This is a genomic window from Chitinophaga agrisoli, from assembly GCF_008386695.1.
GTDB classification, from domain to species: Bacteria; Bacteroidota; Bacteroidia; order Chitinophagales; family Chitinophagaceae; genus Chitinophaga; species Chitinophaga agrisoli.
Window position 1 is genome coordinate 322,642 of the sequence record NZ_VUOC01000001.1, and the last position, 22,269, is coordinate 344,910.

The following is a 22,269-nucleotide window of genomic DNA, read 5'->3' on the forward strand; positions in this document are numbered from 1 at the left end:
ATATGGCCGTTCATGCGAAAGTTGTGACAAGCAGGGATTTATCGTTTAATTTTGATCAAAATTCAGGGCATTGAGCATAAAAGCACTGGCAGGACAGACGATTTATTATGGATTGAGTAATATAGCTAGCAAGTTGCTCAGCTATTTCCTGACGCCTTTTTACCTGGGGATACTGGCGCCTGCCGCTATTGGGGAAATGAACAACGTGTATGCCTACATTCCTTTTTTAAATATTGTGCTCACTTATGGCATGGAAACGGCGTTTTTCCGGTTTGCCAAAAAAGAGAACCAGCAGCATATCCTCAGCAGCGCGACCATTTCGCTGCTGGTCAGCACGATCAGCATTTCTATCCTGTTATTGTTCTTACGGGGGCCGGTGATCCATTCGTATGCCGGCGAGCTGGCGGGCATCAGCGACCATCCCTCCTTTTACACGTATATAGTGATGATCATGGCGTTTGACGCCTTGACGGCCATCCCATTCGCGCAGCTAAGGCTGGAAGGCCGGCCCATGCGGTATGCCGCCATCCGTATAGCCGGTATTGCCATTAATGTAGGGCTGAATGTATTTTTCCTGTATGTGTGCCCTAAACTGTATGCAGCCGGTCATCACTGGGTACCTGATATACAGGTAAGCACGGCACTGCAGGCCGATAATAGCGGCGCGCTGGGTTATGTATACCTGAGCAATGTTATCGGCAGCGGCGCTACCCTGCTCCTGTTCCTGCCGCAGATACTGCGTATTGAATGGAAATTTAACGCCGGGTTATGGAAACAGATGGTCCAGTATGCCCTGCCGCTGATCATTGTAGGGATGGCAGGTATGGTAAACGAGACCTTTGACCGGGCCTGGTTCCTGCCGCGGTTCCTGCCGGGCAGCGATATGGAGGGCAAAAAGGTGATCATCGGGTTATACAGCGCCAATTATAAACTGGCTATCCTTATTACCATGTTCATACAGGCTTTCCGGTTAGGGGCGGAGCCTTATTTCTTTAAACAGGCGGAGGGCGAGAACCCGCAGCGGACCTATGCCCGCATTATGAAGCTGTTTGTGGTGCTGTTGTGTTTTATGTTCCTGTTTGTGAGCCTGTACCTGAACGTATGGAAGATCTTTCTGCGGAAACCGTTCTATTACCAGGGTATGCGCATAGTGCCGGTACTGTTGCTGGCGAATATGTTCCTGGGCATCTATTATAACCTTACGATCTGGTTCAAACTGACGGACCGTACCCGTACGGGCGCGGTGATCACCATTATTACGGCGGTGCTGGCCTTTTTGCTGAACTGGTGGTGGATACCGGTAATGGGCTATTATGGCGCGGCGCTGGCGACCATGGTATGCTATTTCATCCAAATGGCCATTTGTTATGTGTGGGGGCAAAAGCATTACCCGGTGCCTTATCACCTGCCCAGGATCATTACCTATATAAGCCTGGCGGTAGCCACCTGGTATATATTCCACTTATTGAACACCCACCTGCTTTCTCCGGGGGATGTGTATGCACTGAAGGCATCGAACCTGCTGGTGGCGACGCTGCTATTTGCCGCTTATGGCTGGTTTATCCTTAAAATGGAGAAAAAGGAGTTCCGGCGCCTGCCGGTAGTAGGCAAGTTCATCAAGTAATCCATTAACAAATTGCCATCAGGAGGCCTGTTCACGAAAATATTCGTGCAGGGAATAGTCATGCAGGGCAGGCAACCACGCCGTTGAGGAACCCGTACTTATAACTAATATTACTGTTTAGCTACTATTACCGCTTAACTGCTATTACCGTTTTGTTATTATTACTGTTGCCTATTCCTGCAGGAATGGGTTATGCTGCTTTTCAAAACCAATGGTGGTGGGTTGTCCGTGGCCGGAATAGACCTTTACATCATCCGGGAGGGTAAAGAGTTGCTGGCGGATGCTGTTGAGGAGGGTTTGATGATTACCGCCCGGGAGGTCTGTACGGCCTATGCTCTGGTAAAACAGCACATCGCCGGCTATTACGAATTGCTGTGCCGCGCAATAGAAGGAAACGCTGCCCGGGGAGTGACCTGGGGTAAACAGCACTACCAGCTCCTCCTCCCCAAAAAGGATCTTTTCTCCTTCTTCCATGTAACGCACGGGTTCCGGGGAGGGCTCAAAAGGTACGTTATACATAGCGCCTGCCTGGGGGGAACGGTCCAGCACCACTTGCTCCAGGCGGTGTATTTCCAGGCCTACGTTATAGGTTTTAGCGACCAGGCGATTGCCAAAAATATGATCCAGGTGACAATGCGTATTCAATAAGCGGGTAACATTCAGGCCCTCTTTTTCGATATACTGCAGTAATTCTGTTCTTTCTTCCTGAAAATAACAGCCCGGGTCTATAATTATGCAATCCTTTTTTTCGTTTATAAGCAGATACGTGTTTTCCTGGAATGGATTAAAGGCGAAATATTGGATTTCCATCATTGTTACCCGATTTTTGCTAATTTTAATTCAGATCACAATATTATCAATACTTTCCGTATGAATCGATTTACTACCAGGTTATTCTTTACCGGTACCCTCTTACTAGCCACGTTTTTATCCCAGGCCCAAACCAATGCGGTTGAATTCGGACAAAACCGTGTTCAACATAAGAATTTCAAGTGGCGGTATTATCAAACCCGGCATTTCAATACCTATTTCGCCCAGAACGGGTTGGAATTGGGCAAATATGTTGCCCAGGTAGCGGAAAAGGAACTGCCCTCCCTGGAGCAGTTCATGGAGTTTCAGTTTCGCCAGCGCCTGAATATTGTGGTTTATAACAGCTTTGGCGAGATGAAGCAATCCAACATCGGGATAGGGGTAGACTGGCAAAATACGGGGGGTGTAACGAAACTGGTGGGGAATAAGATGCTTGTGTACTTTGACGGCGACCATGACCACCTGCGCACCCTGATACGGCAGGGTATAGCCCGGGTGATGCTGGAGACCCAGTTATTTGGCGAGGATATAGGTGAATTTGCCGGTAACTCTGTATTGATAGATTTTCCCAAGTGGTTTACGGACGGTTTTATTGCTTATGCCGCAGAGAACTGGAATGCGGAAGAGGACGAGCAGCTGAAATCGATCATATTATCCGGAAAGTATACCAAATTCAACTCGCTGGCCTATGATCATCCTACACTGGCCGGCCATGCTTTCTGGTATTATGTGGAAAGTAAGTATGGTAAAGATGCGGTTCCTTATCTGCAATATATCACCCGTATTAACCGGGGGCTTAAGAAAGGGTTTGAGCAGGTGCTGAACCAGACGCCTAAAAAGGCCCTGCAAGATTTCATGACGTATAACATCAAGAGATACCAACAGGATAACCGCCGCCGCCGCCAGGTGACCCGCGGCCGGACTGTTGTAGCCCGTGAAACGAAGAAGTCAGACTTTTTCCGTTTCCAGGCTAACCCGCGTAACAATACCTATGCGGTGGTGGAATACAAGAAAGGCCTGTACCGCGTGCAGATACAGCTGGGTGACATGAAACCCAAGATACTGCTGCGCAGCGGCGTAAAACAGCTGGCCAACCAGCTGGACCCCAACTATCCGTTGCTGGCCTGGAACCAGAAAGGCAACCGTCTGGCCATCATCTATGAGCATGAAGGCAAGACCAAGCTGATGGTGTATGATCTGCTGACCAAGACCACCATCCGCCAGGATCTGAACCAGTTTGACCGGGTGGTGGATATGAAATATTTCTTTGAGTTTGATAACCAGCTGTTGCTATCTGCTATCAAAAACGGACATACGGATATCTTTACTTACAGTATCAGTAATTTTAAGGTAGAGCAGATCACGAATGATGTGTGGGACGATCTGGACCCGTCTTTTGTAGCCTTCCCGGGTAAAAGCGGTATCATCTACTCCAGCAACCGGCCCAGCCCTACTGCCCGCACTGCGGATACGGTGCTGCCCAGCGGTCATTATAATGTGTTCCTGATCGATAACTGGAACAAGACCTCTGAAAAACAGATCTCCAAACTGACAGACCTGAAGTATGGCGACGCCCGTTTGCCCATGCAGTACAATACCACCCACTTTACTTTTGTGACCGACGAGAACGGTATACGTAACCGCTATGCCGGCTTCTTTAAGACAGAGCGGGCGGGTGTGGACAGCCTGTTCTTTGTAGGCGCTGAGATACTGCATAACCCTGACAAAACGGAGCTGGACTCTACCCTGGCAGAATATGGCGCCAGCGCGCCGGACTCTGTGGCCGCTATTACCATCACCAATGACTCTTCCTATGTGTTCCCGGTGACCAACTACCAGTATGGCATCAAGGAATCGCGCATAGCAGGCGATCAGGGTACGGTATCTGAAGTAATTGCTGTAAACGACTATAAACGCCTTTATAAGCTGAAGGTAGATACGGTTGCGCTGCGCAGGCGTAATGTAAATGCAAGGCCTACCAGCTTCCGCCAGTACCAGATGCATCTGGACAGCCTTCGGCTGGGACTGCCCACCTATCACCAGCAGGTAAAAGATACGGCCAAGAAACCGGACTTTTTCCAGAGCGAGTTTGGCAATGACCCGGCAGATACTGCTGTGGGCGCGGTGAAAGAAGGCATTCCGCCGGTACAGCTGTTACCACAGGCCGACGCCGTACTTAAGAAAGCACGGCTGCTGCCTTATAAGCTTAAGTTCTCTTCTGACTACCTGATAGCCCAGATCGATAACTCTGTGCTGGTGAACAAATATCAGCCCTTTACCGGTCAGCCGGTAGAGCCCATCCGCCTGACGGACCCGGTGAACGGCCTGATCCGCATAGGCATCAGTGATCTGATGGAGGATTATAAGTTCAGCGGCGGTTTCCGTTTCCCCTCCTCCCTGGATGGTACGGAATACTTTGCTTCTTTTGCTTACCTGAAGAAACGTTTTGACTATAAGTTCACCTATTATCGGAAAGTAGATAAGTCTTTACTGAGCGACGGCTCAGTTGACTATCCTGTAAAACTGAAGACCAACCTGTACCAACTGGATGTACGTTATCCGTTTGACCAGGTACGGAGCATCCGTATGCAGGTAGGCTTCCGTAATGACCGTATGGTGATCCTGGGCAGCGATGAGCCCAGCCTGAAAGTGCAGGACTTTACAGAGAACTATGCTTTAGGCCGCCTGGAGTATGTGTACGACAATACTATTAACCCGGCCATCAATATATGGGAGGGTACCCGGTATAAGATCTATGGTGAAGCGAATGCCCAGCTATCCGGCGATCTGAATGGGGTGTTTAACCCCACGGCAGCCGGTAAGGGTAAATTCACCTTTAACTCCGGCGTAGATATACGCCACTATGAGAAGATCTACCGCAACTTTATATGGGCCACCCGCTTTTCTGCCGATCTTTCCTGGGGCACGCGCAAGCTGCTGTATTACCTGGGTGGCGTAGACAGCTGGCTGAACCCGAAGATCAATACCAATACACCGGTGGACCTTACCCAGAACTATGCTTACCAGACGCTGGCAGTACCGCTGCGTGGCTATAAGCAGAATGCCCGTAATGGTAACAACGTGATGGTGTTTAACTCTGAATTACGTTTACCGGTATTTGCCACTTTTATAGACAAACCGATCAACTCTGCGTTCCTGCGGAACTTCCAGTTAACGCAGTTCATAGACCTGGGCACTGCCTGGACCCGCAAGCTGAACTTTAAGGACGCCAACTACACTTATTACCAGGGTGGCGATGGCGTAACGGTGAAGATCAAGGAAGGCTTCCTAGGTCCCTTTGTAGGCGGTTATGGTTTTGGCGCCCGTACTACCATAGCAGGTTATTTCCTGCGGGTAGACGCCGGCTGGCCGGCCATCGCGTTCTTCCGCGGCAAGCCGATCTGGTATTTTGGTATGGGAGTAGATTTTTAAGCCAACTATTAGCATAAAAGGAAAGGCGATATCAGTTTGATATCGCCTTTTTTATTTGGGTCTCTTCATGGGAATAGGTAGTCAGGTATTATTGCCTGGTTCCAAATTTTGCGGTGTAAATGATGTGCATGAACAATCCCATACAGATGGTGAAGCCCCATACATGGGTATGTTGCCAGGGGAATATGATCATGGCGCCGGTTTGCCGCAAGAGGGGCAGCGGTGATACGATCAGGTCCCAGGTGTTCCAGCGGAGGTAACGGCCTATATACACGCCCCAGCCAGAAAGCAACATGATGGTGGCGATGAAGGGTTGCGCCAGCACTTTGGGATAGCGGATGACCACCATACGCTGCATCTGGCGGATGGAGATAAAGCCAAACAGGAGGCCATTCCATGCAAAAGAGAGGATCAGGATCAGATCAAACCACATAGGCACGCGGCCAGCGCCTTCCGGTAAATGGTACAGGTCTGTAATAATATAAGGAGCATTGGGCAGGAATACCAGCCAGGCCAGGAAAACGGGGAGCCATACCTGCAGTTTCCAGCGGTGCTGGCCATAGTGCTGCATGATCAATGTGATATGGCACGGTATCCAGGCCAGGAACAGGTTCCACAGCAGGTATACATGCTGGAAGGTACCCGTATGAATGAAACGGAAGAGTAATAACGAGAGACTGAATGCCACGGACAACACTAAGGCATTACGCCTGTTACCAACGATGGTAGCTAATTGCATACTTTCTTTATTATGGTTTACTATCGGTTTAAATTTTATTGACCCCGTTTACGATGCTAGTTAACGAACATGGGCAGAAATACTACCGCACCGGTGATAGCGGCCACTATAGCCGCTATGAGCACGGCCCCGGAGGCCACATCCTTGATCCATTTTACCCGGGGGTGGTAATCCGGGGAGAGGTGGTCCATTATCTTCTCCACGACCGTATTGAACATTTCCGCTACCCATACCATACCTGTTACAATACAGATATCTATCCACTGCGTGGGGCTTAAGCGGCAGTAGATACCCAGCGCCACTACCACTACGGTAGCTGCGGCATGGATGCGGGCATGCGGCTCTGAAGATAAAAAAGCTGCGATACCGTCAAATGAGTATTTAAAGCTCAGCAGCCGGCGGCGCAGGTAACTTGTTTTTGGAGGGATCATGATTCATTGTTTTTTTGAGCGGTCTTTTCCGCTATCCACTTCCACCAGAAAGCGACACAAGTAAAATAACCAAAAAAGTGGATCAACGCATCAGGGAGGGACCTGGTGCTGCGGTCTATCGTCCAGCAGCACCAGCCCACCAGCACCAGGGCAAAGATCGTGAGCAGGCTGCCCGGGATGCTGGTGGGGATGTAGATCCATCCTTGTTTTTTAAACCAATGCTGTTTCATGCACCTCAGTTTCGAACCGGCCTGACATTGCCGCCCAGCTCATCCCATTTGATCTTACGGCTAAAGTACATGACGATAGCCAGGATGATGAACAAGCCCAGGCTGCCCATCAGCAGTGCCTGATCTTCTGATTGAATGATCACATAAATGAACAGGTAGAGGGTAAATAGGGTACCGCCTACCGCCATGGTAGTGCCCAGCTTCTTAAATACGCTGGCTGCATAGGCGGTTACCAGGCCCAGGGTAAGGGCTGCTGCGATCAGGTAAGCCACATTAAAACTAAGCTGCTCTGCCAAAGCTATGAGCAGCGTGTAGAAAATGCACAAGGCCACACCGATCAATATATACTGTAATGGATGAACGGAATGATGATATAACAGCTCTATAAAGTAGAACAGGAGAAAGGTAAGGCCGATGATGAGGATAGCGTACTTCACGGCGCGGGTGGATTTAAGGTATCCATCCACGGGGAGGAAGAGTTTTACGCCAAAATCCGCGGTATGTATATCGTATTTATTCTCTGTGGTCCAGCTTTGGGGGAAGCTGCGGTTAGTATGGAGCACCTGCCAGTTGGCGTTGAAGCCATTATCGCTGATGGTGCGTTTGCCGGGCAGGAAGGCCCCGTCGAAGCTGGGATTGGCCCAGGGAGCGTTCAGGTCTACCTGGGTATACTGCCCTACCGGGGTAAAGTATACCTGGCCGGAGCCTTTGAGCTCCAGGTTGATAGAGAAGCTGCCGCCGGCGGTGGTATCACCTTCCGCCGCTGACAGGGGTATTTTGGCCACGATGGCGCTCTGGAGCACATCGCCGGGCGGGGTACCGGGGTTAAAAACGTGGGGCTGGCCGTTCCAGATTACCTGTACCTGGTTACCGATGCCGCGCATATCGCTGATGCCAACGGCCAGATAGGCCTCTTTCCATAACACGCTGGCAGCGGGGATGTTGAGCAAAGCAGGATCCGGCGTGGCGAAGGAGCCGGAGAGCTGCAGGCGGGAGTTATACAGGGCCACTTCATAGATGCCGCGCTTGCGTATTTCCGGAGTCAGCGCACCGTTGACGTTGAGCTTATCCGGCAGGAAAAAGGCCGTTTGGGTGATCAGCTCTCCTTTTGCATTGGCGCGCTGGTAAGGCACTACCAGTATGGGACCGGTCACTGTTTGCGCGTTGGCCCATTTGGCGCTCACTTCATTGGTGGCATCGTCCTGCATGCGCTGCCTTTCATTGATCAAACCCATGATCATGGCGGTTGGGATGAGCAGTACCAGTACCAGGATGCCTATGATGACTGCTTTGATAGCGTAGGCGTGGCGTTGCAGAAAAGAAGGATGTTCGTTATAATTTTCCATTACCATAAGTTTAAAGTACTTTGTATTTCAAAGTGTATAGACAAAAAAATATCAGCGTGTTGATTTGATCATATTTTCCAGGGCGGTGAGATGGCCTTTGAAGGCTTTTTCGCCGGACTTGGTGATAGAATAGGTGGTATTGGTCTTGCGGCCCACAAAACCTTTGTGCACCTTGATATAGCCGTTTTCCTCCAGGGTGTTGAGGTGAGAGGCAAGGTTGCCATCTGTAAGCTCCAGCATCTGTTTAAGATCGTTGAAGCTTATTTCCCCATTTACCATGAGTATGCTCATGACACCTAGGCGGATGCGGCTATCGAATAATTTATTGAGATTACCTATTGGATTCATCTGATCGCCATTTCCATAAAAAAATATGCGTTATTGCTCTTTGGCAGGCCTTTCATACTTCCACCACATTACGAGGCCATATACGATATGGAGGACGCCAAATCCCAGGGTCCAAAAGTAAAGCCCTCTGCGCAAAAAGAAAATATTTAATATGCCCAGGGCTATTTCTGCCAGGCCCAGATAACGTATATCGCTCAGGGTATATTTACTTGCGTTTACCAGGGCGAGGCCGTAGAACACCAGGCAGGAAGGCGCTATAAGGGTAACAAAGTTGTTGAACATGAGACCCAGTATGAAACATCCGCCGGCGACCAGGGGGATACCGAAGTTGACGAGTACTTTGCGGGAGGTAGCATCCCAGATGGGAACGTTGTTGCGGCGCGCCCTGCGGCGGGTGAAATAATACCCACCGGCAACGGCTACTGCGAGTACGATAGCGCCCAATGTGATGAGGTTATAGCGTAACGCGGCGTAGTCCGCATCGCTGTAACTGCCACGGGTATCCCAGGCGATGTAGTAGTCGCTCATCTGGGTAAAGGCCACTGCGGCGCCGGCGAGGCCGGTAAGGCCGGCCCATACGCCGCTAAGCCCACTGAGGGAGATGAAGCGGCTGCTTCGTTCCATGATACGTTTGATGTCGCTCAGCGTTTCAAGATGCTGCTGTTCGTTCATATGAAAAGCACTTTGAGATTCAAAGTTACGGAAAGATTTGAGGAATCAAAATAAAATGTGGGGGATTGGAGGCGGGCGGAGGGGAAGGGATATGCTATGCCAGGCCGGAGGGGGAGATGAGGGATTGAAGCGGATGGGCGGAGGGAAGATGAGGGCGTGCGAAAAGCCGCGCGAGGAGGTGAAGGGATAGGCTATGCCGGCAGTGTTTCTCTGTGGGGCTGCGCCCGCCGCGGGTGGTTCGTTTGGCAAGTGGCTGCAGGAGCCGCGCCGGCCAAGGCCCCACCGAGAAACCTGCCGGCAACGCGGTATGCACGTCAGGCGGGAGGGGGAGGCTGGGTATTGGGAGCGTGACGAGAGCAGTATCCTTTTACTTCATCTCTTTACCTTATCTCTTTACCTTATCTCTTTACTTTATCTCTTTACTTTATTCAACGCCTCTATTATCAACCCGCAGGCCTCTTTGATCTCTTTTTCCGTGATGATCAATGGCGGGGCTATACGCAGGCTTTCTGCGGAGAAGAGGAACCAGTCTGTGAGGAGGCCCCTGCTGATGCAGTAGTCTATTACCTGTTTGTTTACGGGGAAGCTTTCCAGCTCTACGGCCATCATGAGGCCCAGGGAACGGATCTCTTTGATGGCGGGGTGCTGCAGGCAATTGCGGAAGAGCTGCTCCTTTGCCTTTACGGCGGGGATCAGTTGTTCGTCTAACAAGGCCTGCATACCGGCCAGACCGGCTGCGCAGCTTACGGGATGGCCGCCAAAGGTGGTGATATGACCCAGTACGGGGTTGTTGGTGAGGCACCACATGATCTCCTTGTCGGCGATAAAGGCGCCTAAGGGCATACCGCCGCCCAGGGCTTTGCCTAACAGGAGGATGTCCGGTACTATGCCGAACTGCTCAAAGGCCCAGAGGGTGCCGTTACGTCCCAGGCCACATTGGATCTCGTCCAGGACGAGGAGTGTACCGGTTTGGGTACATTTCCCGCGCAGGGCCTGGAGCCAGGCTTGTTGTGGTACGCGCACGCCGGCCTCTCCCTGTACGGTTTCTGCTATTACGCAGGCAGTATGGGTGGTGATATAGTCCAGCGAGGAGAAGTCGTTATAGTCGAGGTGCTGGATATCCGGGAGCAAGGGGCGGTAAGCGTTGCGCCACTCCTCCTGCCCTATGAGGCTGAGCGCGCCCTGGGTAGAGCCGTGATAGTCGTTTTTGAACGCGATGATGCCCGTTCTGCCGGTATAACGTTTAGCCAGTTTCATGGCGCCCTCTACGGCTTCTGCGCCAGAATTGGTAAAGTATACGCTATTCAAAGTGGCGGGCAGGTGTTGGGTGAGCAGGCTGGCAAAAGCGACCTGCGGCGATTGTACCAGCTCTCCATATACCAGCAGGTGCATGTATGACTGCGCCTGTTCCTGTATGGCCTTTACTACTTTTGGATGGCAATGGCCGATGTTGCATACGCTGATGCCTGCGATGAGGTCCATCATCCGTTTGCCATCTGCATCCCACATATACATACCCTGGGCTTTGGTTATTTCCAGGGCTAAAGGTGCATCAGAAGTTTGCGCTACATGACGTAAAAAAAGCTGCCGGTTGTTCATATGCATGCGAAGGTAGTAATTGTTAACTTTGCCCCGCAGCATTTAGCAGGGTTGGTGGTATGCTGCTATACTATCAACGGCTAAAAGCTAATAACTAAAATCTATTTTAACATGCCCGTTATTTTACCCGTTAAAGGCGTACACCCGGAACTTGGACAAGACTGTTTTATTGCGCCCAATGCTACTATTGTTGGAGATGTGATCATGGGGGACGGCTGCAGCGTGTGGTTCAACGCGGTAGTGCGGGGCGATGTGAACAGCATCCGTATGGGTAATAAAGTGAACGTGCAGGATGGGGCGGTGATCCATTGTACCTATGAGAAGACCAAGACCATCATTGGCGATAATGTATCCATTGGCCATAATGCCATTGTGCATGGCTGTACGGTGGATGATAATGTGCTGATAGGCATGGGGGCTATTGTGATGGATAATGCCCATATAGGCAGCAACAGCATTATTGCCGCCGGGGCGGTAGTGCTGGAAGGCACCAAAGTGGAGCCGGGGACCATTTATGCCGGGGTACCCGCCAAAAAGGTAAAAGACATCAGTATGGAGCTGATCAGCGGGGAAATTAACCGCATTGCTAACAATTACCTCATGTACGCCGGCTGGTTCAAATGAGAATAAATTGTTATATTGCAGCAAATTATCCTCCCTATGAAAAAACTACTACTCCTTTTATGGCTTATGGCCATGATCTCCAGTTGTGCTACCCAATACGGCTGCCCTGGTAATAATTTCTACAGTAAGGGCAATAGAAGTGATAATCGTAAGGCCGTTCGTCAGATGGATAGCCGGGTGTTCTAGCAGTTCATTTGGCCGATCCTTTAGTTCATTTCAATATTGCGTCCGTTCATTGCCCTGCTATTCCTATGCGTAACTTTATTACTCTGGTGCTGATAGCCGCCTGTATCCTTGTTTTCAGCGCGTGCCGCACACAAAAGACCGGTTGCCCTTCTCCCCGCAAGAACTGGGGTGCTGAGAAAGTGCTGGACGAGCTGAATAAACCTAAGAAAAGGGATTAATATTTTTCGTCTTCCATCGATTCCAGGATGGCTACATAGCTGACATAACGCTCTATGTGGATCTCCCCTTCCTCTACGGCCTCCTTTACGGCGCAGCCGGGCTCATTTACATGCAGACAGTTATTGAACTGGCATTCTGTGATATAGGCCTGCATTTCCAGGAAATAATGTGAGAGCTCTGTTTTGGGAATGTCTATTATGCCTAATTCCCTGATACCCGGAGTATCTATTAATTGGCCCCCATCCGGCAGATCGAACATTTCTGCAAAAGTGGTGGTATGCATGCCTTTACCGCTCCAGCCACTTACCTCTTTGGTACGCAGCTGCAGGCTGGGCAGCAAGCGGTTGATCAGGGAAGATTTGCCCACGCCGGAATGGCCGGACATCAGGGTAACCTTATTATGCAGGAGGTCCTGTATGGTGGTGATCCCTTCCTCCTTAGCGGCAGAGACCAGTAATACCTGGTAGCCGATGCGGGTGTAGAGCTCCTCTACCTCGCGGAAACGGAGGAGGTCTTTTTCTTTTAATACATCTTTTTTATTGAATACCAGGATGGCCGGGATGTGATAGGCCGCTGCGGTGACCAGGAAACGGTCTATAAAGCCCAGGGAGGTGCGCGGCTCCTTAATGGTGCAGATCAGCATGGCCTGGTCTAGGTTGGCGGCTACAATATGCTTATGCACCCGTTTGTGGGGGGAACTGCGGACGATATAGTTGCGCCGCTCCCCGATCTGTGTGATCATTGCGGTGCTTCCTTCCGCCTCTTCCGGCACGATCTCTACCATATCGCCTACGGCGATAGGATTGGTGGAGGTGATATCTTCATCCAGCTTAAAAATACCTTTTATGCGGGATTGGTATTGTCCCCCATCTGGCGTTTTTACCAGGTACCAGCTGCCGGTAGATTTGTATACGGTTCCTTTCAATAGTGACTATTTGTTATTGAGGACGCAAAGATACAATAAACCGGGACGAGTTTGCCGGGGGGATGAGGGTACCGGGCCGGGCGGGGATGTAGGAGGGTTGGATCAGTGGCTAGCGCCGGATGCGGTTGCCCGCATTCTTCACTAGCCACTAAAAACTAATCACTGGTATGTTTAAGGCAGGCTCCGGAAAGCGGTGTAGCGCAGTACGGCTTCCAGCAGGATGCAGGCCAGGGCCAGCATAGCCAGGGGGAAGAAATGTTCTGCGTAACGCTTGTAGGAGGTGATCTCTACCTTGGTCTTTTCGAGTTTGTCTATTTCGCCGTAGACATTTTTGAGGCCGGCCGTGTTGGTGGCCCGGAAGTATTTGCCGCCGGTTTCTGCGGAGATCTTTTTCATCAGCGGCTCATCGATCTGCACGTCCTGCATCTGCATCTGTATGCTGCCATCCGGCATGGTCATGGGGAAAGGCGCCTTACCAATGGTGCCGATGCCGATGGTGTAGACCCTTATCTTGAATGCTTTGGCTATTTCCAGCGCGGTGAGCGGATCTATCAGACCGGTGTTGTTCACGCCATCTGTGAGCAGGATGATGACCTTACTTTTGGCCTTGCTGCTGCGTAAACGGTCTACGGCGGTGGCCAGGCCCATACCGATGGCGGTACCATCCTGCAGCATGCCGCTTTTTACCTGCATGATCTGGTTATCGAGCACGGCGTGATCCGTGGTGATGGGACATTGGGTAAAGCTTTCACCGGAGAAGATCACCAGGCCGATACGGTCGCTGATACGTTTGGCCACGAAATCTACGGCTACGGTCTTGGCGGCCTCCAGGCGGTTGGGCTGCAGGTCTTCTGCCAGCATACTGCCGGAGATGTCTATACTTAATACGATATCTATGCCTTCGCTGTCAATATTTTCAGAGGTATTGCTGGTCTGCGGGCGGGCCAGCGCTGTTACCAGGGCGGCATAAGCCAGGATGCGCAGCACCAGTAGTATAGGCCGCAGGCGGGCCTTCCAGGATACGGGCAACCCTTTGAGCCCCTGTATGGAAGAGACTTGCAATGCGCCCTGCTGTTTGCGGCCCTGTTTAAAGTACCAGTAGATCATCACCGGTATCAGTAACAGTAACCAGAAGCACCAGGGATAGGCGAATGTTATATTTTTCCAGATCGACAAATCCATTCAATTACGAATTACTATTTACTAATTACGAATGCCTGCGGCTATTAACGATACTTACCGTTGAAGCACCTGCGAGGCCGTGGGATGAGCGTAAGGGCCCTGCCACCGGCGGCGTTCATTATTGCTTTGTATGATTACCGCTTCCATTCGCGGGCGCCGGCAAGCCTTGTCCTTCTGCCGGCCTGGCGGCTGGTTTGGTCCATTCCACGATCTCCATCGCTTTGTGCATGCTGTCAACATGTTCCTCTGGCGATGGCTGCAGTTTGGCAAACTTGGCCAAATCTGCCAGGGAGAGCAGGGAACGCAGCTTATCGCGCTGCTGGTTCAGGATAGTGACCGGTTTTATATTCTGCAGCAGCTCTGCCGTGGTTTGTTCCAGGGCGGCTATGCCAAACTGTTCCTCGAAATAGGTACGCAGAATGTCTGTCAGGCGGCTGTAGTATTCCTTTACATTACCCTGCTGCCAAACTTTTTCTGTATCCAGCTCTTTGAGCAGGCGGATGGTACGATCGTATACCGGCTCCAGCGATACAGGTTCCGGCGCGGGCTCCTTCTTTTTGCGTTTGCGGAGCAGGAACCACCACAGTGCAAATAACACGATCACCAGGCCGGCGCCGGCGGCCATATAGGGCCAGTAATCCAGCCAGGCCCAATCAACGGTCCTTACGCTTTTGATAGGTTTAAATGCTTTGGTGGTATCTACGGTAACCGTGCCCACATCTATGCCGATAGGCTGGGTGAACATGGAGTCGTAAGAGCCATCGGTCCTAGTGGAATATACTTCAAACTTAAGCGGCGGTATTTCCCAGTGACCGGAGTCGAAGCTGGTGAGGGTAAGCGTTTGCTTAAAGTGTTTTTCGCCGTTGGTCTGGCCCAGGGTATCCAATCCGGTCCGGTCCACTACTTCCCAATGGGCAAAAGAATCCGGCAGATTAGGGAATACCACCTTGAGGGAGGCGCCCGGCATGCTGTTGAGGTCCAGATCTGCGGTCAGTTCCAGCTTAAGCTGCTCTCCTATCCGTATCCTGTCGGTATCTGTGCGGGCCTTTACCTCAAATGGGCTTTGGGCCAGCAAGCGGAAAGGACACAGCACATACCCCAGCAACACACATAAAATAATCAGTTTAACAGTTGTTCTTCGCATGATGGTTTTTGCTCCGCTTTAAAAACTTATGCCCTGTTCAGGAAAAATGTTTGCAATGCTTTCACATAATCCTCGTCGGTACGTACGCTTACCAGCTCCGCGCCGCTTTTCAGGAAAGCGTTGCGGCAGTACTGCACATGTTGCAGGAACTGCTGGGTATAGAACTGCTGTACGCGTTTATCGGCCGAATCTACCCATTGGCGGGCGCCAGATTCCGCATCTGCCATCTGGATGAGGCCTACGGGCGGCAGTTCTTTATCACGCTGGTCGTATACATGAACGCCCACCATATCATGCTTCCGGGAAGCGATGGTGAGGGCATCCTTGTAGTCACCGGCCAGGAAATCGCTTAACAGGAATACGATACTCCGCTTTTTAGCGGCATTGTTAAAGAAGCGGAGGGTTTCCCGGATATTGGTGCCCTTCTTTTTAGGCTTAAAGGACAGCAGTTCCCGGATAATGAACAGGATATGTGATTTCCCTTTTTTGGGAGGGATATATTTTTCTACCCCATCGCTGAAGAAGATCACCCCTACCTTATCATTATTATTGATGGCGGAAAAGGCTATTACGGCGCATAGCTCCGTGATAAGGTTACGTTTGTTCTGATGTACGGTGCCAAATACGGAGCTTTCGCTTACATCCACCAGCAGCATAACGGTGAGCTCCCTTTCCTCTTCAAAGATCTTTACAAAGGGATGGTTAAGACGCGCGGTCACGTTCCAGTCGATGGAGCGTACATCATCGCCGAACTGGTATTCCCTTACTTCGCTGAAAGACATACCCCTGCCTTTAAAGGCGCTGTGGTACTCTCCGGAGAAGATGTGGTTGGAGAGCCCTTTGGTCTTTATCTCTATGCGTCTTACCTTTTTGAGTATTTCAGCAGTATCCACGGGAGCAGTAAAAAGTTAAAAGTTAAAAATTAAAACCTGGAGCGGGTCTGTTGCGGACCTTGATCATGTTATTTCTGCACCTGATGTAAGTCTGTTTCAGACGTTGATCATGGCACTTCTACGGCATTCAGGATCTCGCTCAGGATGTTCTCGCTGGTAACGTTCTCTGCTTCTGCCTCGTAGGTAAGGCCTACGCGGTGACGCATTACGTCGAAGCATATACTGCGCACATCTTCTGGTATTACGTAGCCCCTGCGTTTCATGAAAGCATAGGACTTGGCTGCCCAGGCCAGGCTGATGCTGGCGCGGGGAGAGCCGCCGTAAGAGATGAGCGGTTTAAGTTTCTGCAGCTTATAATCTTCCGGATGACGGGTAGCGAATACGATATCGAGGATATAGCGTTCGATCTTTTCATCCATATATACCTGGCGCACGAGTTTGCGGGCTTCTACGATATCTGCCGGGTTGATCACCGGGTTGATGGCAGTCATGCCGTCCGGGTTCAGGTTCTGCCGTATGATGTGTCTTTCTTCTTCCTTGGTGGGATAGCCGATCACTACTTTGAGCATGAAACGGTCTACCTGGGCTTCCGGCAGGGTGTAGGTACCTTCCTGCTCTATTGGGTTCTGGGTGGCCAGTACCAGGAAGGGCTCTTCCAGCTTAAAGGTGGTATCGCCGATGGTTACCTGTTTTTCCTGCATGGCTTCCAGCAAGGCGCTCTGTACTTTGGCCGGGGCGCGGTTGATCTCATCCGCCAGGATAAAGTTGGCAAAGATGGGGCCCCTGCGCACTACGAATTCGTTCTTTTGCTGATTATATATCATGGTACCTACCACATCCGCGGGGAGCAGGTCAGGCGTAAACTGGATACGGCTGAACTTTGCATTGATGGCGGAGGACAGGGATTTAATAGACAAGGTTTTAGCAAGGCCGGGCACCCCTTCGAGCAGTACGTGCCCCTGGGCCAGCAGGCCGATGAGCAGGCGTTCTACCATGTAACGCTGGCCTACGATCACTTTTCCCAGTTCGATATTCAACAGGTCTACGAAGGCGCTGGCCTGATGGATCTTTTCGTTCAATTGACGGATATCTTGCGATGTATTCTCCATGCTATAAAATATATTTATTTTTCAGGATTGCTAAAATAATCATTCTCTGCACAAAACGTTGTCCCAGCGGCCGTACAGGCCCGTTAAAATGCTGTTAAACCTAGAGTAGTGGCTATTCTGGGCTAATCATAGGTTTTTCAGGCGGCTATTCCGGTACGCTATATGGCATTACCTGCATAATACGCATTTTTGTAAATTTAATGCGTAATAAGTTTAAACAGGCGGCTCCAAGTTAATAAAGCCCCGGCATATTTATATCATCTTTTTTTATAACGTACCTTTGCGCCTGACAAGTAATTACCTAACAACCAGATATATACCTTTTATGAGCGATTTTGAGCAGCGATGGAACCGCGTTATTACGATGCTGACAGAGCGTTTTGGTAAAAAGCCCAATATGGAGGCGATCCTTTTCCTGATAGGCGTACAGGAGCTGGGGCCCCTGAAAAAGAAATATACAAAGGAACAGAAACAGGACCTGATGCACATAGCTACCTGTACCCTGCTGAGCCAGAGCGGCTACTATGAGCTGGATGGCTATGATAAGGACGGATGGCCGCATTTTAAAGAAGCGCAGCCGGTTCCTAAGATGGAACTGGGAGAGCAGGAAAGATTTCTGCAGGAGCATATCATTGCGTATTTTGATCTGGAGGAAGAATAAATACCTCTTGCCATGACCGCTATCGATATTCGCCCTGTGGAACCAGGCATGCTGGATACGCTGGTATTACTGGAGCAACAGACCTATACGGAAACTTTTGCGCATAATTACCGCCCGGAAGACCTGGCTATTTTCCTGCAAGAAAAGAAAAGCCCTGCGGTGCTGCTAAGCGAGTTACAGCAGCCCGGCGCGCTATATTACATCATCTACCATCAAGCCGTTGCGGCGGGTTTTATTAAGTTAAATTTAAATAAACAGCCGGATGATGCGGTACATACGGTACTGCCTACGCCGGTGATGGAACTGGAAAAGATATATGTGCTGCAGGCCTTTCAGGGGCATAAATTGGGCAAGGCGCTGATACAGCAGGCGTATGCGGTGGCCCGGGAGCATGGGATAAAGAGTATATGGCTGGGCGTATGGGAGCATAATACCCGGGCCTTGCGGTTTTACCAGCAGGAAGGGTTTACACATTTCAGCGAGCATACGTTTAAGGTGGGGAGCCAGGATGACACGGACTGGCTGATGAGGAAGGAGTTATTTTAGCATAAAGATCACGACACTATGAAAAGACTATTATTCCTGTTATTACTACTATCCACCGTTACCGGGGCCATGGCCAAACACCGGAAAGTGAAGGTGAGCACGCCTTACGGTACTATGATCATTTTGCTGTATGATCAGACGCCACTGCACCGGAAGAATTTTGTGAAGCTGGTAAAACAGCATTTCTATGACAGCCTGCTGTTTCACAGGGTGATCAATAAATTCATGATACAGGGCGGAGACCCGGAATCGAAGCACGCACAGCCGGGCGCTATGCTGGGCAATGGTGAGAATGGGTATACCGTACCTGCGGAGTTCCAGCTGGACCTTTATCATCGTAAGGGCGTACTGGCCGCAGCGCGGGATGATAATCCGGCAAGGGCCTCTTCCGGGTGCCAGTTCTATATTGTGCAGGGCAAAGTATGGACGGATGCGGAGCTGGATAAACTGGAGCAAACCCGCCTGGGCGGCCGCAAGATACCGGTGGACCAACGCGAGATCTATAAGACCATCGGCGGTACGCCACAGCTGGATCAAAGCTATACAGTGTTTGGCCAGGTGATAAAGGGGCTGGATGTAATAGACAAGATAGCGGCTGTTAAAACTGATGGGAATGACCGGCCCTTGCAGGATGTGCCGATGAAGATGAAGCTGATCAGAAAATGGGGCGTGTTTTAATCTTTTGATAATATTCCCCCAAAGCGGGGCCATTGGAGAATTTTGTAATTTCCTTACATTTACCGCCAAAATCAAACTAACTATGAATTTTCCAACAAATCTGCGCTACACTAAGGACCATGAGTGGATACTGTTAGAAGGCAATATTGCTACTGTTGGTATCACGGAATTTGCCCAACGCGAATTAGGCGATATCGTGTTTATTGATATCCCGACCGTAGGTAAGACGCTGGAGGCAGACGATGCATTTGGTACTGTAGAAGCTGTGAAGACCGTATCTGACCTGTTCATGCCTGTAGCCGGTACGATCAACGAATTGAACGAAGAGCTGGAAGGCGAACCTGAGCTGGTGAACACGGATCCTTACGGCGATGGCTGGATGATGAAAATGACCGTTAAGAACCCGGCTGATGTGGAAGCCCTGCTGGACGCAGCTGCGTACGCTAAACTGGTAGCAGAATAATTAGTAATGAATTTTAATATGCTGATGTGCCAATATGCGGGGTGTACTGCAAAAGGGAAGACCTTTTAACTGGTATGGCAGCATATTTGCACATCAGTTTTGTTTTTAGAGACATCTGCCAACAACTGAGTTTTATATTGATATGAGGGCTTTGCGATATTATATACCAGCATTTTTATGGTTGATCTTAATTCTTATACTGTGCACCCTGCCAGGTAAGGATATTCCGCACAACGGCTGGATGGACCGGATCCATATGGATAAAGTGGTACATTTTGGGCTGTTTGGCGGTATTGTATTTTTCCTGAGCCTGGGATATTATTGGCAGAAGAAATACATTTCCCCCCTTACATTGTTTGTGTTTGTATTATCTGCCGCCCTGTATGGGCTGGCGATTGAATTTATACAGAAGTACTTTGCCATAGACCGCAGCTTTGATATGAATGATGTAGCTGCTGATACGCTGGGCGCGATTGCCGGTGTTTGGGTGTTCCGGCTGGTACGGCGGTTGTTTATGAACCGCTCTGTAAGCGCGTAATTCTTCTCTTAATGAGCACTCCTGCAAAGATCTTCTATGTATGATAAAAAAAATTCCCCCCGGGAAACCGGAGGGAATGTGTATGAGAAATAAGTGAATATTACTTACTGCAGTTTATTAGCCTTAGCATCTGACTTCATCTTCTCATTTGCGAAGATGGCAAATTCCACACGGCGGTTCTTAGCTCTGTTCTCTTCTGTATCATTAGGCACTTTAGGTTGGCTTTCACCGTACCAGAAAGGCTGTACACGGTTAGCGGCAATACCCTGTGCGCGCAGGAAAGCGGCTACAGCGTTAGCGCGTCTTTCGGACAGACCCATGTTATATTCATCGGTACCTTTATCATCCGTATGACCTTCTACGCGTACGTAGGTGTCAGGATATTTGTTCAGTACCTCTGCCAGTTGCTTAATGTTATCCTGGGCAGTGGCAGCCAGATCGGACTTATCGAAACCGAACAGCACGCCTGATGCGAAGGTTACGTTGATACCTTCACCTACGCGCTCTACGGTGGCGTTGGGTACTTCATTCTTGATCTCCTGGGCTTGTTTATCCATTTTCTTACCGATCAGTACACCGGCAGTACCGCCCACAGCAGCGCCGATGATAGCGCCGAGGGCCGTGTTACCGGCAACTTTACCAATTACAGCGCCGGTAGCAGCACCGCCGCCTACGCCAATTACAGCGCCTTTCTTGGTATTGTCCATGCCTTGCCAGGTTTTACAACCAAACAGTAAAGTAGCAGATAATGCTATGGCTACAAATGCATTCAAGTGTTTCATCGTATACTTTTTAGATTTTCCAATAACCTTCGTTCCTGCGGATTTGCCGGCTGCTTTAGCAAGCAGCGTCCGGATTGCAAGGTTTCATTTGATAGTTTAACTTATAAGAACCGGCCTTTAGCCGGCCAATTTATTAGCTGGCAAGGTAAGACAAATACTTTGCCAAAATGTGGGAGGGCCTAATAATTTACTGACCATTAGCCTGGTATGGACAGCAAAAATTGTACACATATCACATATGTGGATAAATAGGACTATGTAATAGTGGTCGTCTTTTAAACAGACGCTTATCCTAACAGGTTCTTCAGCATGCCGCCTAAACCACCGTCTGCAGATTGCTGCTGCTGTTGTTGTTGCTGACGGGCGCCATTTGTGAGCGCACCCATGATATCCTGGAGGTCTACATCGCCATCACCGTCTTTATCCAGTCCGCCGGAAAAACGGCCCAGTATACCGGAGAGGTTGAGGCCTTGCGCCTGGCCGCCGGTCAGTGAGTTAAGGATACCCTGCAGGTTGAAGCTGTTGTCACCGGGATCGTTGCTTTTCTTTACCAGTGAGCCTAGTACGGTGGGGATCAGGCTGCTGGCGATCTGGCCGGCGCTGCCTGCATCCAGGTTAAACTTTTGCAGCAGCGTATCCATAAAATTGCCGGAGATCCTGCTTACCACGGGGTTCTGCGGATCCTGTGCATTTGCGCCACCACCCAGGAGGCTTAATACCTGATTGGCATTACCGCTGGCCAGCTCGTGTTGCAGGCCGGATGCGATGGACTCTGTAGCGGCATGGATCACGGCGTCGTTCTGCTCGTTGGGCACAGCGGGATTGTCTACAACTGTGCCTTGTGCTTGTTCTTTAACAAGACTGAGTAATTGATCTATCATGGGAGAAATTTGTATGCGGTAATCAGATCAGTAAATAAAACATCCACCGGGCTTAAATTGTTCAAGCCTGCGCAGGCGGCAGGCTTTTCTACACGCGGGGCCCGAGGGATAAGACGCCCGCTTCCTTACATTTCACTTGTATAACAATCGCTTATGCGTTACCGCTGTTGATTGCGGCATCGCAAGATATAAAGTAGCGGCGTAAAA

Annotated in this window: 25 protein-coding genes; 10 read left to right on the forward strand and 15 right to left on the reverse strand. The window is 50.3% G+C overall.

Annotated features, from left to right (window positions below):
- Nucleotides 1-70 precede the first annotated feature (70 nt).
- Nucleotides 71-1,624, forward strand: coding sequence for an MATE family efflux transporter (locus F0L74_RS01300; protein ID WP_149836036.1), 1,554 nt, complete (start codon nucleotides 71-73; stop codon nucleotides 1,622-1,624).
- Nucleotides 1,625-1,795: 171 nt separating this feature from the next.
- On the opposite strand, the gene F0L74_RS01305 is transcribed toward F0L74_RS01300, so the two are convergent.
- On the reverse strand, nucleotides 1,796-2,437 hold the full coding sequence (locus tag F0L74_RS01305) for an MBL fold metallo-hydrolase (protein WP_149836037.1): 642 nt from the start codon (nucleotides 2,435-2,437) through the stop codon (nucleotides 1,796-1,798).
- Between the two features lie 57 nt (nucleotides 2,438-2,494).
- Between F0L74_RS01305 and F0L74_RS01310 the strand changes: the two genes are divergently transcribed.
- Nucleotides 2,495-5,866 carry a TolB-like translocation protein gene (locus tag F0L74_RS01310; protein ID WP_149836038.1) on the forward strand — a complete coding sequence of 1,124 codons (3,372 nt, stop codon included), beginning with the start codon at nucleotides 2,495-2,497 and terminating at the stop codon, nucleotides 5,864-5,866.
- An 88-nt stretch (nucleotides 5,867-5,954) separates the two neighbouring features.
- Here F0L74_RS01310 and F0L74_RS01315 read toward each other — a convergent pair whose 3' ends face one another.
- The 7 genes from F0L74_RS01315 to F0L74_RS01345 all read right to left on the reverse strand — a co-directional run bounded on the left by F0L74_RS01315 (nucleotide 5,955) and on the right by F0L74_RS01345 (nucleotide 11,237).
- Complete coding sequence (locus tag F0L74_RS01315) at nucleotides 5,955-6,605, reverse strand: DUF1361 domain-containing protein (RefSeq protein ID WP_149836039.1); 651 nt, start codon at nucleotides 6,603-6,605, stop codon at nucleotides 5,955-5,957.
- Nucleotides 6,606-6,661: 56 nt separating this feature from the next.
- On the reverse strand, nucleotides 6,662-7,036 hold the full coding sequence (locus F0L74_RS01320) for a diacylglycerol kinase family protein (RefSeq protein ID WP_149836040.1): 375 nt from the start codon (nucleotides 7,034-7,036) through the stop codon (nucleotides 6,662-6,664).
- Complete coding sequence (locus F0L74_RS01325; protein WP_149836041.1) at nucleotides 7,033-7,266, reverse strand: hypothetical protein; 234 nt, start codon at nucleotides 7,264-7,266, stop codon at nucleotides 7,033-7,035. The genes F0L74_RS01320 and F0L74_RS01325 overlap by 4 nt, the downstream gene beginning before the upstream one ends.
- Before the next feature lie 5 nt (nucleotides 7,267-7,271).
- Entirely contained in the window at nucleotides 7,272-8,612 is a 1,341-nt protein-coding gene (gene creD, locus F0L74_RS01330; protein ID WP_246197594.1) for a cell envelope integrity protein CreD, read from the reverse strand.
- A gap of 51 nt (nucleotides 8,613-8,663) precedes the next feature.
- Nucleotides 8,664-8,960, reverse strand: coding sequence for a winged helix-turn-helix domain-containing protein (locus F0L74_RS01335; protein ID WP_149836043.1), 297 nt, complete (start codon nucleotides 8,958-8,960; stop codon nucleotides 8,664-8,666).
- A 30-nt stretch (nucleotides 8,961-8,990) separates the two neighbouring features.
- Nucleotides 8,991-9,632: a hypothetical protein gene (locus tag F0L74_RS01340; RefSeq protein WP_149836044.1), complete on the reverse strand. Its 642-nt coding sequence runs from the start codon at nucleotides 9,630-9,632 to the stop codon at nucleotides 8,991-8,993.
- A 411-nt stretch (nucleotides 9,633-10,043) separates the two neighbouring features.
- A complete protein-coding gene (locus tag F0L74_RS01345) occupies nucleotides 10,044-11,237 on the reverse strand; it encodes an aspartate aminotransferase family protein (protein ID WP_246197596.1) in 1,194 nt (397 codons plus the stop codon).
- Between the two features lie 105 nt (nucleotides 11,238-11,342).
- Here F0L74_RS01345 and F0L74_RS01350 point away from each other — a divergent pair, with 105 nt between their 5' ends.
- The 3 genes from F0L74_RS01350 to F0L74_RS33185 all read left to right on the forward strand — a co-directional run bounded on the left by F0L74_RS01350 (nucleotide 11,343) and on the right by F0L74_RS33185 (nucleotide 12,259).
- On the forward strand, nucleotides 11,343-11,855 hold the full coding sequence (locus tag F0L74_RS01350; protein ID WP_149836045.1) for a gamma carbonic anhydrase family protein: 513 nt from the start codon (nucleotides 11,343-11,345) through the stop codon (nucleotides 11,853-11,855).
- Nucleotides 11,856-11,891: 36 nt separating this feature from the next.
- Nucleotides 11,892-12,041 carry a hypothetical protein gene (locus F0L74_RS33180; RefSeq protein WP_188315817.1) on the forward strand — a complete coding sequence of 50 codons (150 nt, stop codon included), beginning with the start codon at nucleotides 11,892-11,894 and terminating at the stop codon, nucleotides 12,039-12,041.
- Between the two features lie 65 nt (nucleotides 12,042-12,106).
- Nucleotides 12,107-12,259 carry a hypothetical protein gene (locus F0L74_RS33185; protein ID WP_188315818.1) on the forward strand — a complete coding sequence of 51 codons (153 nt, stop codon included), beginning with the start codon at nucleotides 12,107-12,109 and terminating at the stop codon, nucleotides 12,257-12,259.
- Here the strand turns inward: F0L74_RS33185 and rsgA are convergent.
- The 5 genes from rsgA to F0L74_RS01375 form a co-directional block, all read right to left on the reverse strand.
- Complete coding sequence (gene rsgA / locus F0L74_RS01355; protein WP_149836046.1) at nucleotides 12,256-13,185, reverse strand: ribosome small subunit-dependent GTPase A; 930 nt, start codon at nucleotides 13,183-13,185, stop codon at nucleotides 12,256-12,258. The genes F0L74_RS33185 and rsgA overlap by 4 nt on opposite strands.
- 171 nt (nucleotides 13,186-13,356) lie before the next feature.
- Nucleotides 13,357-14,367 carry a vWA domain-containing protein gene (locus tag F0L74_RS01360; RefSeq protein WP_149836047.1) on the reverse strand — a complete coding sequence of 337 codons (1,011 nt, stop codon included), beginning with the start codon at nucleotides 14,365-14,367 and terminating at the stop codon, nucleotides 13,357-13,359.
- Between the two features lie 118 nt (nucleotides 14,368-14,485).
- Nucleotides 14,486-15,511: a flagellar basal body-associated FliL family protein gene (locus F0L74_RS01365; protein ID WP_149836048.1), complete on the reverse strand. Its 1,026-nt coding sequence runs from the start codon at nucleotides 15,509-15,511 to the stop codon at nucleotides 14,486-14,488.
- A 26-nt stretch (nucleotides 15,512-15,537) separates the two neighbouring features.
- The gene (locus tag F0L74_RS01370; protein ID WP_149836049.1) at nucleotides 15,538-16,404 is read right to left on the reverse strand and encodes a DUF58 domain-containing protein; all 867 of its coding nucleotides are present in this window, start codon (nucleotides 16,402-16,404) and stop codon (nucleotides 15,538-15,540) included.
- Between the two features lie 107 nt (nucleotides 16,405-16,511).
- Complete coding sequence (locus tag F0L74_RS01375; protein ID WP_149836050.1) at nucleotides 16,512-17,513, reverse strand: AAA family ATPase; 1,002 nt, start codon at nucleotides 17,511-17,513, stop codon at nucleotides 16,512-16,514.
- Between the two features lie 325 nt (nucleotides 17,514-17,838).
- On the opposite strand from F0L74_RS01375, the gene F0L74_RS01380 reads away from it, so the two are divergent.
- The 5 genes from F0L74_RS01380 (at nucleotide 17,839) to F0L74_RS01400 (ending at nucleotide 20,399) form a co-directional block, all read left to right on the forward strand.
- Nucleotides 17,839-18,174, forward strand: coding sequence for a hypothetical protein (locus F0L74_RS01380; RefSeq protein WP_149836051.1), 336 nt, complete (start codon nucleotides 17,839-17,841; stop codon nucleotides 18,172-18,174).
- A 12-nt stretch (nucleotides 18,175-18,186) separates the two neighbouring features.
- Entirely contained in the window at nucleotides 18,187-18,720 is a 534-nt protein-coding gene (locus F0L74_RS01385; protein WP_149836052.1) for a GNAT family N-acetyltransferase, read from the forward strand.
- An 18-nt stretch (nucleotides 18,721-18,738) separates the two neighbouring features.
- Nucleotides 18,739-19,398 carry a peptidylprolyl isomerase gene (locus F0L74_RS01390; protein ID WP_149836053.1) on the forward strand — a complete coding sequence of 220 codons (660 nt, stop codon included), beginning with the start codon at nucleotides 18,739-18,741 and terminating at the stop codon, nucleotides 19,396-19,398.
- 82 nt (nucleotides 19,399-19,480) lie between these two features.
- Nucleotides 19,481-19,861 carry a glycine cleavage system protein GcvH gene (gene gcvH / locus F0L74_RS01395; protein ID WP_149836054.1) on the forward strand — a complete coding sequence of 127 codons (381 nt, stop codon included), beginning with the start codon at nucleotides 19,481-19,483 and terminating at the stop codon, nucleotides 19,859-19,861.
- A 181-nt stretch (nucleotides 19,862-20,042) separates the two neighbouring features.
- Nucleotides 20,043-20,399: a VanZ family protein gene (locus F0L74_RS01400; protein WP_188315819.1), complete on the forward strand. Its 357-nt coding sequence runs from the start codon at nucleotides 20,043-20,045 to the stop codon at nucleotides 20,397-20,399.
- 104 nt (nucleotides 20,400-20,503) lie between these two features.
- Here F0L74_RS01400 and F0L74_RS01405 read toward each other — a convergent pair whose 3' ends face one another.
- Nucleotides 20,504-21,181, reverse strand: a complete 678-nt coding sequence (locus tag F0L74_RS01405) for a YiaD family glycine zipper/OmpA-like lipoprotein (RefSeq protein WP_149836056.1) — start codon at nucleotides 21,179-21,181, stop codon at nucleotides 20,504-20,506.
- Between the two features lie 287 nt (nucleotides 21,182-21,468).
- On the reverse strand, nucleotides 21,469-22,062 hold the full coding sequence (locus F0L74_RS01410) for a hypothetical protein (protein ID WP_149836057.1): 594 nt from the start codon (nucleotides 22,060-22,062) through the stop codon (nucleotides 21,469-21,471).
- Between the last annotated feature and the right edge of the window lie 207 nt (nucleotides 22,063-22,269).